Source organism: Paraburkholderia sp. BR10923, from assembly GCF_040948765.1.
Lineage (GTDB): Bacteria > Pseudomonadota > Gammaproteobacteria > Burkholderiales > Burkholderiaceae > Paraburkholderia > Paraburkholderia youngii.
In genome coordinates this window covers 263,014-275,001 of record NZ_JBFPKO010000005.1, presented here as the reverse complement: position 1 = coordinate 275,001, position 11,988 = coordinate 263,014, and the positions used below count along the sequence as shown (strand labels likewise).

At 65.0% G+C, this 11,988-nt stretch carries 14 protein-coding genes; 5 read left to right on the top strand and 9 right to left on the bottom strand.

The features are described 5' to 3' along the window. Position 1: 1 nt before the first annotated feature. Positions 2–1,717, bottom strand: a complete 1,716-nt coding sequence (locus AB3X94_RS12065; protein ID WP_368611633.1) for a dihydroxy-acid dehydratase — start codon at positions 1,715–1,717, stop codon at positions 2–4. An 88-nt stretch (positions 1,718–1,805) separates the two neighbouring features. Between AB3X94_RS12065 and AB3X94_RS12060 the strand changes: the two genes are divergently transcribed. After that, positions 1,806–2,768, top strand: coding sequence for a LysR family transcriptional regulator (locus AB3X94_RS12060; protein ID WP_176105980.1), 963 nt, complete (start codon positions 1,806–1,808; stop codon positions 2,766–2,768). Between the two features lie 25 nt (positions 2,769–2,793). On the opposite strand, the gene AB3X94_RS12055 is transcribed toward AB3X94_RS12060, so the two are convergent. From AB3X94_RS12055 to AB3X94_RS12030, 6 genes are all read right to left on the bottom strand, one after another. After that, on the bottom strand, positions 2,794–3,756 hold the full coding sequence (locus AB3X94_RS12055) for a universal stress protein (RefSeq protein WP_368611632.1): 963 nt from the start codon (positions 3,754–3,756) through the stop codon (positions 2,794–2,796). A gap of 127 nt (positions 3,757–3,883) precedes the next feature. Then, positions 3,884–4,357: a bacterioferritin gene (locus tag AB3X94_RS12050; protein WP_013091733.1), complete on the bottom strand. Its 474-nt coding sequence runs from the start codon at positions 4,355–4,357 to the stop codon at positions 3,884–3,886. A 36-nt stretch (positions 4,358–4,393) separates the two neighbouring features. Further along, positions 4,394–6,475 (bottom strand): transketolase, encoded by a 2,082-nt coding sequence (gene tkt / locus AB3X94_RS12045; protein WP_368611631.1) that lies wholly within the window; start codon positions 6,473–6,475, stop codon positions 4,394–4,396. A gap of 278 nt (positions 6,476–6,753) precedes the next feature. Then, positions 6,754–7,299 carry a cupin gene (locus AB3X94_RS12040; protein ID WP_176105983.1) on the bottom strand — a complete coding sequence of 182 codons (546 nt, stop codon included), beginning with the start codon at positions 7,297–7,299 and terminating at the stop codon, positions 6,754–6,756. Between the two features lie 52 nt (positions 7,300–7,351). Continuing rightward, positions 7,352–7,528 (bottom strand): hypothetical protein, encoded by a 177-nt coding sequence (locus AB3X94_RS12035; RefSeq protein WP_176105984.1) that lies wholly within the window; start codon positions 7,526–7,528, stop codon positions 7,352–7,354. Positions 7,529–7,589: 61 nt separating this feature from the next. After that, positions 7,590–7,922, bottom strand: a complete 333-nt coding sequence (locus tag AB3X94_RS12030) for a hypothetical protein (RefSeq protein ID WP_176105985.1) — start codon at positions 7,920–7,922, stop codon at positions 7,590–7,592. 182 nt (positions 7,923–8,104) lie between these two features. Between AB3X94_RS12030 and AB3X94_RS12025 the strand changes: the two genes are divergently transcribed. Then, entirely contained in the window at positions 8,105–8,341 is a 237-nt protein-coding gene (locus AB3X94_RS12025) for a hypothetical protein (protein ID WP_368611630.1), read from the top strand. Between the two features lie 46 nt (positions 8,342–8,387). Here AB3X94_RS12025 and AB3X94_RS12020 read toward each other — a convergent pair whose 3' ends face one another. Continuing rightward, positions 8,388–8,633: a DUF6723 family protein gene (locus AB3X94_RS12020; RefSeq protein WP_176105987.1), complete on the bottom strand. Its 246-nt coding sequence runs from the start codon at positions 8,631–8,633 to the stop codon at positions 8,388–8,390. A 173-nt stretch (positions 8,634–8,806) separates the two neighbouring features. Here AB3X94_RS12020 and AB3X94_RS12015 point away from each other — a divergent pair, with 173 nt between their 5' ends. Then, the gene (locus AB3X94_RS12015; protein ID WP_368611629.1) at positions 8,807–9,106 is read left to right on the top strand and encodes a hypothetical protein; all 300 of its coding nucleotides are present in this window, start codon (positions 8,807–8,809) and stop codon (positions 9,104–9,106) included. A 131-nt stretch (positions 9,107–9,237) separates the two neighbouring features. Here the strand turns inward: AB3X94_RS12015 and AB3X94_RS12010 are convergent, their stop codons facing one another. Beyond that, the gene (locus AB3X94_RS12010; RefSeq protein ID WP_176105989.1) at positions 9,238–9,912 is read right to left on the bottom strand and encodes a MarC family protein; all 675 of its coding nucleotides are present in this window, start codon (positions 9,910–9,912) and stop codon (positions 9,238–9,240) included. Positions 9,913–10,263: 351 nt separating this feature from the next. On the opposite strand from AB3X94_RS12010, the gene AB3X94_RS12005 reads away from it, so the two are divergent. Together AB3X94_RS12005 and AB3X94_RS12000 are read left to right on the top strand one after the other, a co-directional pair. Then, entirely contained in the window at positions 10,264–10,479 is a 216-nt protein-coding gene (locus AB3X94_RS12005; protein ID WP_176105990.1) for a DUF3311 domain-containing protein, read from the top strand. Then, positions 10,476–11,951, top strand: coding sequence for a sodium:solute symporter (locus AB3X94_RS12000; protein WP_176105991.1), 1,476 nt, complete (start codon positions 10,476–10,478; stop codon positions 11,949–11,951). Before AB3X94_RS12005 ends, AB3X94_RS12000 begins: the two co-directional genes overlap by 4 nt. The last annotated feature ends 37 nt before the right edge of the window (positions 11,952–11,988 follow it).

The window sequence follows — 11,988 nt, the reverse complement described above, 5'->3', positions numbered from 1 at the left end:
CTCAGCGCTCCCGCGCCGGGCGGTCCGCGCCGAGCACCGCGCCTTGCGGCATCGTGCCGACCGTCGCGCGATAGATTTTCAGCCAGCCGGTGTCGTTGACCGGCGCGGGACGCTGCCACGCGGCGCGCCGCCGCGCCAGCTCGGCTTGGTCCACCTTCAGATCGCAGACGCGCCGCTCGAGGTCGATCTCGATCGTGTCGCCGTCCTCGACGTACGCGAGCGGTCCGCCGGTCGCCGCCTCCGGCGACACTTCCGCGACCACCAGCCCCTTGCAGACGAGGCCCGACAGATGCCCGTCGGTCAGCATCGCGACCTGCTCGGACAGGCCCGCGCCGTCGATCGCGAACACCACGCGTGACGCGCCGCCGCCCATCGCCGGGCCGCCGCACACGCCCGCGCCGCGCATCACGACGACTTTGCCCGGTTGCACGCGGCCGTCCTTGATCGCCGCGATCGCATCGTCGGAGGTGGAGAAGCAGATCGCTTCGCCGGTGAACGCGCGCTGCTTGGTCGGCGAGATGCCGAACTTCACGATGCCGGCCTGCGGGGCCAGGTTGCCGCGCACCAGCACGATCGCCGGATGGTTCGCGAACGCGCGCTCCGGCGGGCGGATCACGTCGTCGTCGGCGATCCGGACCTCGGCCAGGTTGTCCTTCACCGTGCGGCCGGTCACCGTCAGCGCGCCGGTGTCGAGCCACGCTTCGAGCCGCTTCATCACGCCGCGCCCGCCGCCCGCCGCCTCCAGTTGCTCGATCGTGTGCGAGCCGACCGGACGCACGCCGGTCAGCACCGGAATCTGCGCGGCGAATGCCTCGAACAGCGCGTACACGTCGACGTCGAGCTGGCCCTCGGCCGCGACCGCCTGCAAGTGCTTGACCGTGTTGATTGAGCCGCCGACCGCGAGCACCGTCTTCACCGCATTCGCGAACGCGCCGGGCGTCAGGATGTCGCGCGGCTTCAGGTCGTCGCGCACCATCTCGACGATGCGCGCGCCCGCTTCGTGCACGAACCCGAACATCCTGTCGCTGTTGGCGGCGACCGGCGTGCTGCCGGGCAACGACATGCCGAGCGCCTCGCTGACCATGTGCATCGAGTTCGCGGTGCCGAGACCCGAGCAGACGCCCGGCCCGCGAATCGCGTTCTGGCTCATGCCGATCAGGTCCTCGACCGGCAGAGTGCCGGTCAGCGTATGCATCGCGCCGACGAACACGTCCTCGATGTCCACATGCTCGCCGCGGAATTCGCCGCTCGGCTGATAGCCGCATGCGACGACGATGCTCGGGATGTTCAGCCGCGCGGCGGCCATCAATTGGCCCGGCACGGTCTTGTCGCACGAAGCGAGGCACACCATGCCGTCGAGTTGCGCGCCTTCGACGGCCACTTCGATGTCGTTGGTGACGAGGTCGCGTGCGGCCAGCATGTACGCGCCGCGCGCGCCCGCGCCGGTGATGAAGTCGCTCGGCGCCGCGGTGCGGATTTCGAACGGCAGCGCGCCCGCCGCGCGGATCGCCTGTTTCAGTTGTGCGGCGATGCCGTCGAGATGGCTGAAGCAGGTAGCGAGTTCCGACGAGGAATTGACGATGGCGATCTTGGGCTTGTCGAGGTCTTCCTCGCTGATGCCGAGATTGCGCCATTGGGCGGCGCGCACCGCGCCGAGATACGAACCGCGCGGGAAATTGCTGCGCAACGGGCGTTGCGGCTTGCGTCCATCGGACATGACGTCTCACTCCTTTGTTGTGGGAACGATGTTAGGAAGCGCGATAAAATCCGTCAATTATGTGACATCGATAGGCATCATCCAAACCATGGATATTCGTCAGGTCGACCTGAATCTGCTGAAAGTGTTCGATGCGTTGCTGAAAAAGCGGCATGTGACACAGGCGGGCGTGAGCATCGGGCTCAGCCAGCCGGCAATGAGCTATGCGTTATCGAAGCTGCGTGAGCTGTTCGAGGACCCGCTGTTCGTGCGCACCGGCCGCGGCATGGAGCCGACGCCGCGCGCGCAGGCGCTCGGCGATCCAGTTGCGCGGCTGCTGGATCTCGTGCAGACCGAAATCCTGCCGATGCCCGAATTCCGTCCGGCCGCGTCGTCGCGCAGCTTCGTGCTGTGTATGTCGGACATCGGCGAAATGGTGTTCCTGCCCCGCTTGCAGAACTTTCTCGACAAGACCGCGCCGCACGTGACCATCAAAACGGTCGCGCTCAGCATGCCGGAGCTGGAGGAAGGTCTGGCGAGCGGCGACGTCGATCTCGCGATCGGCTACTTTCCGGGTTTGAACAGCGAATCGCTGAAGCGCAAAGCGCTGTACCGGCATTCGTATGTGTGTATTGCGCGCGAAGATCATCCGGAAATCGGCGACACGCTGTCGCTCGATCAGTACCGCGCGGCCGCGCACGTGATGGTGCATCCGGAAGGCCGCGAGCAGGACGTGCTCGCTCGCACGCACGAACGCCTCGGGATTCGCATCAACGTGCGCTTCAGCGTGCCGCGTTTTATCGGCGTACCGTTCGTCGTCGCCGGCTCGGACATGATTGCAGCGGTGCCTCAGGCGGTCGGGCGGCGCTTCGCGGAGTTCGTGAACGTCAAGCTGCTGCCTTTACCCTTCCCCGCGCCCAAGTACGACTTTTATCTGCACTGGCATCCGCGCTTTCATCACGAGCCGGCCAACCGCTGGATTCGCGACGCGATGAGCGAGCTCATCAAGGGGCCGATGCAGCACGAGCCGCTGCCGAATACGAAACGGACGCGCTTGAACGCAGCGCCATAGTCCGGGCTGTATCAGCGCTACTCGCTCACGATGCGGAAGTGGCGTCGCTAGCGTGGATCAGCAGAATTGGCGTTTGCGTGATTTGCAAGACCCGCCCAGCGACGCTGCCGAGTATCCAGCGTGTGATGCCGCGCCTGCCATGCGTACCCATCACGATCAGTTGCGCCTCCCAGCCGGCCGCCTCGCGCACGATCGCATGAGCAACATCATCGTCGGTTCGGTTCGTCCTGACGAGCGCTGTCGAGACCCGCGCCGACACGCGCGCCAGAACCGGCTCGGCAGCGGCTATTGCCTCCTTGCCTTCGCCGACGAACGAGTCCTCGAGCGAATCGATCGGGATCCAATCGGAGAGCCGCACGGCGCGATCGATCACATAGACCGCTCGCAATTCGGTGTCGGACGTAGCGAACCGTATTCCGTACCGCACCGCGGACATCGACAGAGAACTTCCATCGACCGCGAACAGGATGCGCTCGGGCAACTCGCTTTGCGTCGTGCTGTAGCTCTGCGGGACGACCAGCATCGGGCAGCGCAGACGTCTCGTCAGCCGTTCGGACACCGTACCCTCGGCCCAACGCTGCAACCCCTGGTGTTGACGCGAGCCTATCACCATCAGGTCGGCTCTCCATGTGTCGGCCGCATCGATCAGGGCATCCACGACGTCGTTACCGCGCTTCGCGAGGTCGATGACTTCCGAGTCGATACGTGCATCACACGCGGCTAGCGATTGCGTCGCCCGATCGAGCGCCTCGAGCGCATCGCGGAGCAATTCATCGCGCGCCAGATCCAGCATGTGGCCGACGCGCCGGCCGGTCGGAAATAGCTTATGGGGATTCTCGGCCACGCTCACGAGGCGGACGTCGCATCCGGCGGGAAGGAGGTTTCGCGCGTAGTCGAGCGCCTGTCGGGATGCTTCCGATGAATCGATTGCGATCAGCACTCTGCGCGGCAGCGTCGAGATGGCGTCGCCTGAATGGGGGGAATTCATGGTTGGCTCCGTACTCGCAGGTTTGGCGGCGTGGTGACGAATGGCGTCGACTACGAGATCTACGCGAAACGCGACGCCTGACCGGCCCCTCTGCGATGCCCCGCTCATCACAGAGGGCCGTCTACGATCAAGCCCGGGGTGCCTGCCGTTCCTCCGACGTCGTCATTTCCCCAGGGCGGCGCAACATCTTGTCGACCTCGCCCGCGTGCATCTCTTCGACGTGGATCATCTGACGGGCGAATTCCTCGAGTGCAACCGAGCGGTCTTCCACCAGCGCCAGCAGATCGCGATACAACTGCAACGCGACATTCTCGGCTTGCAACGACTCGCGGAGGATCGAAGCGATATCGAAGGTATGCGAGTCGAGCAGAGGACCGATCGCCAGCGACGGATAGGCGCCCAGCGTGGTAATCCATTCGCCCGCCTGCTGTGCGTGCAACAACGATTCATCCGCCTGAGCGCGCAACCACTCCCGGATCGGGATGCGTCCGAATCCGAAAACAAGCAACGAATAGTGCGTATATCGGACGACGCCGGCCAACTCGGATTCGAGAATCCGGTTCAGCACCGCAACCACGTCCTCCTTATTGATCTCGGCCATTTGAACTCTCCTTTCACTCAAACCGTCGCCCCACGCTCAAGCGCCCCTCCCCTTCTTCACCCGCTCGATCTGCTGCTTCGCCGCCTGATACACCGCTTCCGGCGTGAAACCGAACTTTTTCTTCAGATCCGCAATCGGCGCCGACGCGCCGAACGTATGCATGACGACCTGCGCGCCGAGCCGCCCCGTATACCGATCCCAACCGAGCGACGCGGCCTGCTCGACCGCGACGCGAGCTTCCACGTCCGCCGGCAGCACCGACTCCTGATACGCGCCGTCCTGGCGCTCGAAGATGTCCCACGACGGCATCGACACGACGCGCGCCGCGATGCCCTCGCTCTTCAGCTTCTCGTACACGTCGGCGCAGATCGACAGCTCGCTGCCGGTCGCCATCAGGATCACCTCGGGCTTCTTGCCATCGGGCGCATCGGCGAGCACATACGCGCCGCGCTTCACGCCGCTCGCGGACGCATAGCGGCTGCGGTCGAGCGTCGGCAGCGGCTGGCGCGACACGACGATGCACGCCGGCCGATGCGGCTGCGTCAGCGCGACCCGCCACGCCTCGGCCGCTTCGTTCGCGTCGCCGGGACGCAGCACCGTGAGGCCGGGCACGCCGCGCAACGATGCGAGCTGCTCGATCGGCTGATGCGTCGGACCGTCTTCGCCGACGCCGATCGAATCGTGCGTGAACACATAGATGGCCGGCACTTCCATGATCGCGGACAGGCGGATCGGCGGCTTCATGTAGTCGCTGAAGATCAGGAACGTCGAGCCGTACGCGCGCAGATTCGATAGCGCGAGCCCGTTGACTACCGCGCCCATCACATGTTCACGAATGCCGAAGTGCAGATTGCGGCCGCCATAGCTATCCGCCTGGAAGCTGCCGGCACCTTCGAACTTCAGGTTGGTCTTCGTCGACGGCGACAGGTCGGCCGCGCCGCCGATCATCCACGGCACGCGCGCGGCAATCGCATTGAGCACCTTGCCCGATGATTCGCGTGTCGCGATCCCCTTAGGATCGGCGTCGAAGCTCGGGATGTCGCTGTCCCAGCCCTGCGGCAATTCGTGCGCCTGCATCTGCGCGAATTCGCGCGCGAGCTCCGCGTACTGCTTTTTGTAGCTGTCGAACTTCGCCTGCCATTGTTCGCGCGCCGCCTTGCCGCGCGCGCCGATGCCTTGCGCGAAACGTTCGTGCACGCCCTCGGGCACGTAGAAGAACTTGTCCTCGGGCCAGCCGTAGAACTTCTTGGCCAGCGCGACTTCGTCGACGCCGAGCGCTTCGCCGTGCGCGGACGCGGTGTCCTGCTTGTGCGGCGCGCCCCAGCCGATGATGCTGTGGACCACGATCAGCGTCGGCCGGTCGGTCACCCTCTTCGCTTCGACCAGCGCCTTTTCGAACGCGGCGGTGTCGTTCGCATCGCCGACGTTCAGCGTGTGCCAGTTGTAGCCGTGAAAGCGGCTTGCCACATCGTCGCTGTACGCGAGGTCGGTATGGCCTTCGATCGTCACGCGGTTGCTGTCGTAAATCCAGATCAGGTTCGACAGCTTCAGATGCCCCGCGAGCGAGGCCGCCTCGTGCGAGATGCCTTCCATCATGTCGCCGTCGCCGCACATCGCGTACACGCGGTAATCGAACAGCGGCGCGTCCGCGCGGTTGAAGTGGTTCTCGTGCCAGCGCGCGGCCATCGCCATGCCGACGCTATTGCCGAGCCCCTGGCCAAGCGGTCCCGTGGTGGTCTCGACGCCGGTCGTCATCCGGTACTCGGGGTGGCCCGGCGTATTGCTGTCGATCTGGCGGAAATGCTGGATGTCGTCGAGCGACACGGCCGGCGCGCCGGTCGGCTTGCCGTGTTCGTCGACGGCTTTCACGTTGGCCAGATGCAGCAGCGAATACAACAGCATCGATGCATGCCCGACCGATAGCACGAAGCGGTCGCGATTCGGCCACAGCGGCTCGTCAGGGTCGTAACGCAGATGGTGTTGCCACAGGTGATAGGCGATCGGCGCGAGCGCCATCGGCGTGCCGGGGTGGCCGGAATTGGCCTTCTGCACGGCGTCCATCGACAGCGTGCGGATCGTGTTGATGCACAGCTGATCGAGGGAGGGATCGTTTTGCATGGGACGCTCCTTGTTCGGCATTTCGGGAGACGGCCGACGCACACCGCTGAGCGCGCGGACGGATCGGCGCATCGTGTCGTCATGGAAAACGCGCGCGTCCGGGCGTATCCACGAGGACACGAAGCGGGACGCAAAGCCGCACGTGGAACCGCACACGTGCCGACGTTACTGCCGAAAGCGCGCGGGAAAATCGCGGCGAAGCCCACAGATGATGCGCCTAACCGCGCAACTCTGCACGCCACCCCGCAGCAGACCGGCTGCTTCGCGAACCACGAAGTTCACGCCGCCTGCAGCCAAAGCTCGACCACCGGACCATGCTTGCCGTCGATCGGATCGAGCGGCGGAAACGGCAGCGCCAGCATCTCGGTGAGTTCCTGCGGCGTCAGCGCTTCGCGGCGAATGTCCCACTGCTGCCCCAACGGATAGCCCGCCACCACCTGAAAATGCGGCTCGAACGATTGCAGACAATGGCCGGTGCCGGCCGGCAGCAGCAGCACGTCGCCCGTATGAAGCCTCACCACCCGTCCGCCGGGTCCGCCGACGATCACTTCGGCGCTCGCGTCGGTCACGCCGAGCACCTCGTGCGCGGTCGCGTGAAAGTGATGGAAGTCGAAGATGCTGTTGCGCCACTGCGCGGGCCATGCATTGCGCTCGAACAGGATTTCGAACGCGGCGGGCAGATTGCCGCTGCCGGGCGACAGCGCGCGCCGGTACAGCACGACCGGCAGCTTGCTGTTGTTCGGCACCCAGCCGTGCGGTTCCAGCATGAAAGCTTCGTATTCGGTCTGCGCGGCGTCGAAGCCGTGCTTTGACTCGTTGAACATGATTGCTCCTGGCTTGTGATGCGGTTGCCGCGAACCGGCGCTCCAGCACCGGCTAGCCTCCGCCGATGCCCTGCAGCACCTTGCCCGTGCCGCCGCACACGGTGCAGCGAGCACCGTCTACCGTGCCGGTGCCGTGGCAGGCGCGGCAAATGTCTTCGCCCGCGCCTGGTGTGTTGGGCGGCGCTTCGTCGCCGGGGTTCATCGATTCGGTTGAGTTGTCCGGTTGCATGCGCTTTCTCCGGTTGAAGGTTGACGGACTGGATGCACGGGCTGGCTCACAACGCGCCGCGTCATTGCTCGCCCGGCTGCTTGCGATGCGATTCGCGCCCGCCGCCCCCTGGCGGTTCGGCGTGCTCGCCGGTGCCGAGCGGCACCTCGGCGCCGTGCCGCGGGCTCTCGCTCGAACGTGGCGGATTGGTCGCTTTATCCACGCCGGTCTGCACGACCGGTTCGATGCCGAGCGGGCTCGGCTCGACGTAGTGCGTGCCACTCGGCCTGTTGCGGGCTTTGACTTCGTCGGATATCGCGGGGGCGGCGCGTTCATCCGGCCTCGTGGACTGCTCGCCGCCTGGGGTGGCGGCCTGCTGCTGGGTGTCGGCGTTGGTCGATTGGGGATCTGGCATCACGCCCTCCTCGTGTGTTCGGCCGTCGATTCGCGTCGTGACGCGGCATGTCGAACAGCCACCCGGTTCATGCAGCAACATTCGAGCCTTGCCGATGAAGTCAAGCGCAGCGCGACAGGCACGACCATTGCAATCTCGATGGCAGTAGCGCCGCACGTTCGCTTTGTAAAAAGGAGAACCCTATGAGCATCACGACTATTCGCGTATCCGGCACCGAGGTCCAGGTCGAGCGCACGCTGTACACGTTCGCGCAAAAGAGCGACGCCGATGCGTTCCAGAACTGCCTCGTCGATGGTTCGGTCGACACCTGCTATCGCGATCACCCGCCGCTGGCGACGCGCCCCATCGAGCCCGACGAACATCCTGACGATCCCGCGCGTGGCAGCACGATTTCGCCGTCGCTCGGCGGTATGCCTTGATCGCGTCCGCACGTGTCGCGGAACAGGCACCGCACCGGCCGCGCGCTCAGCCTTCGGGTGCGGCGCGATCGGCCGCGACGATCTCGCGGCCATACGCGATCGCGGCGCGGCGAGCTTCGTCGGCGGTCGCATAGGGGCCGATCTGCGGTGCGCCGTCGAACGGAAACAGAATCCGCCTGTCCGCTTTTCTCACGACCTTCAGTCCACCTATGTATCGGCCGTCGCCTGTTCCGTGATAGCTGGCGAAAATCTCGAACTCGTCGTCAGCAACGTCGGCCTTGTGTCGCGCCATATGCGTTCCTCTTCCTGTGCTTTGCGTGGGTGATGTCCAATGCGAGCCGGGCGCGCGCGGGCATCGCGATGCGGCGTGTGCGGGTTTTCAGCAAGTCACGTTCCACGCAACGACATCCGTCGTCATGCGGCACGAGCATTGCGCGTCTGAACGAAGACTTTGTGGAGACCCTGATGGATTTACCTGACACGAGCCGGCAAGCGCCCCGTGCAATCGGCACATTCGACCTGGACGCACCCACCCTGGCGCGGATTTCGACGCAGACGCTGCCGCTGACGCTGCATCTGCATGTGCCGACGCCGCCCGAGGTCGACCCTGAGATCCCGCCTAAGACGCCGCCGCCGAACATCGACCCCGATCCGATCCCGGACGATCCGCTCGACGACCCCAACGGACCACCGGAAGGCGACCCGCCCGCGGCGCCGCCGCCGTTGCACGCATGGCGCCGACGGTTGCCGTGCATCGCGGATTGAGCCCATGTCGGGACGGCGAATATGGGAGGATCGACAGTTATCCTCATTGCCATGAGCGCGCCCGACCTTATCGAACACGAAGACGGCAACAAGGACGACGACCTCGGTCTTCATCGGCGCGCGACGCGTCGCTACGGGGTAGTCGCCCGCATCGTCGCGATCGGAGTCAGGAATTCCGACACGCCGGTCAGGATGATCTGCACGCCGATGCACAGCAGCAGGAACGCCGACACCCGCAATGCGACCTTGGTGCCCTCGACGCCGAGATAGCGCGCCAACACCGTGGCGCGGCTATAGATCAGATATACGCAGACGGCCACCGCGAACGTGATCGCGACCGAAGCGATGCTCGACATCACGAACGCCGACAGCTTGTGCGTACGATTCGCGGACAGCGCGATCGCGGTCGCGATCGAGCCGGGCCCGGTGGTCAGCGGCACGGTGAGCGGAAAGAATGCACGGGCCTTCGCGGTCTCGGCATCGACGCGCTTGACGTCCGTCTGCTCGGCCGGCGTGTCGGGCGCATTGAGCATCTGCCAGCCGCCGACGGCGAGCGCGAGCCCCCCGCCGATGCGCAACGCTTCCATCGAGATACCGAAGAAATGCAGGATCGGCGTGCCGATGAAGAACGCCACCAGCAGCACGCAGGCGGCATTGATCGCGACCTTGCGGGCAAGCGCGTCGCGCTCGTCGAGCGTCAACGATGCGGTCCGATCCAGAAACACGAACGCGCCGCCGAACGGATTGATGATGCTGATCATGCCGATGAAGCCGAACATAATGTCCGAGATCAGACTTTCGACCATGTGCGTGTCCGTGTGTCTGCGTGTGCCTGCATGTGCTCGCGGGGGGTCGCGCCTGGGCGCGGTGCCGGTCATGAATCCGGCACGCATCGCGCGGACCGGAAAATGCTGGAATGCTCGCAGATCATATCGCGGCGCGCCAGTCGCCCAGTAAAAAAGCCGCGCGATACATGGCGCGTCACGTCGCGTCCCGCTTTGCACCGCAGCAATCCGTGCAGGAAAGATGCAATTGCAACGGTCGAAATCCTCGCATTTATTTTGACCTGCTTTACGGGAGCGAAGTATCCGGCATACAGTCATCAGCGAAGCCGGAATTTCAACGACACATAACTACCCGTTCGAGGAGTTGCCCGCATGCTTCTTCGTATACTTGCCGCGTTGCCGTTCATCGGCATTCTGGTCGGCGTTACGTTTGTCAATCGGGTCGAGCCCATCGTGTTCGGCATGCCGTTCGTGCTGGCCTGGATCGTCATGTGGGTGGTGTTGAGCGCGATCATCATGGCGATCGTCTACAACCTCGATCCGTCCAACCGGCGCGTCGCCGCCAATGGCGAGGAGGTTCGTCCATGAGCGCACTCGTCATCATCGCTGCCGTTACGCTGTTCGCGCTGTTCCTCGGCGTGCGCGCGAGGCGCGGCCACGACATGAGCCTCGAGCAATGGAGCGTGGGCGGCCGCAGCTTCGGCACCGCGTTCGTGTTCCTGCTGATGGCAGGCGAAATCTATACGACCTTCACGTTCCTCGGCGGCAGCGGCTTTGCGTACGGCAAGGGCGCACCGGTCTACTACATCCTCGCGTACGGCACGCTCGCGTACATCCTGTCGTACTGGATGCTGCCGCCGATCTGGCGCTACGCGAAAGCGCACCGCCTCGTCTCGCAGCCGCACTTCTTCACGCGCAAATACGAAAGCCCGGCGCTCGGCACGCTGGTCGCGCTGGTCGGCGTGGCCGCGCTGATTCCGTATCTGGTGCTGCAATTGAAGGGCCTCGGCATCATCGTCGCGACCGCGTCTTATGGCGTGATCTCGTCGACGGCGGCGATCTGGATCGGCGCGATCGTCGTGACCTCCTACGTGATCGTGTCTGGCGTGCGCGGCTCCGCATGGAACTCGGTGGTCAAGGACCTGCTGATCCTCGCGATCGTGCTGTTCCTCGGCATCTATCTGCCGCTGCATTACTACGGCGGCTTCGCCGCGATGTTCCGCACCATCGACGCCGCCCGGCCCGGCTTCCTGACCTTCCCGGCGCACGGCTCGAGCGTCGTATGGTTCCAGTCGACCGTGCTGCTGACCGCGCTCGGCTTCTTCATGTGGCCGCATACGTTCGGTTCGATCTTCACGGCGAAGGACGAGCGCATCTTCCGCCGCAATGCCGCGATCCTGCCGCTCTACCAGCTGATCCTGCTGTTCGTGTTCTTCGTCGGCTTCGCGGCGACGCTGCGCGTGCCGGGTCTGAAGGGCGCCGACATCGACCTGTCGCTGTTCCGCCTGTCGCTGCAGACGTTCGATCCGTGGTTCGTCGGCGTGATCGGCGCGGCCGGCATCCTGACCGCGCTGGTGCCGGGCTCGATGATCCTGACCTCGGCCTCGACGCTGCTCGCCAACGACGTCTATCGCGGCATGGTGAACCGCAACGCGTCGGATGCGTCGGTCGCGATGATCGCACGCGTCCTCGTGCCTATCGTCGCGCTGGTCGCGGTCTTCTTCACGCTGAACGGCGGCGAAACCATCGTCGCGCTACTGCTGATGGGCTACAGCTTCGTCACGCAACTATTCCCGGCCGTGATCTGCAGCCTGTTCCCGCGCAACCGCGCGACGAGGCAAGGCGCGTTCTGCGGGATCGTCGCCGGCGTCGCGGTGGTCACGCTGACCACGACGCTGCACTGGAGCGTCGGTCAACTGATGCCGTTCCTGCCCGAGGCGCTGAAGGACGTCAACATCGGCTTCCTCGCGCTCGCGGTGAACGTGATCGTGTTCGTGATCGTCAGCGCGGTGACGCAGCCGAGCGCGGCCGAGCAGGAGAAGCACGCGTCGGCGCATTGAAAGACAGCTAGCGCCTGATGCATCTGAAGGGGCTGTT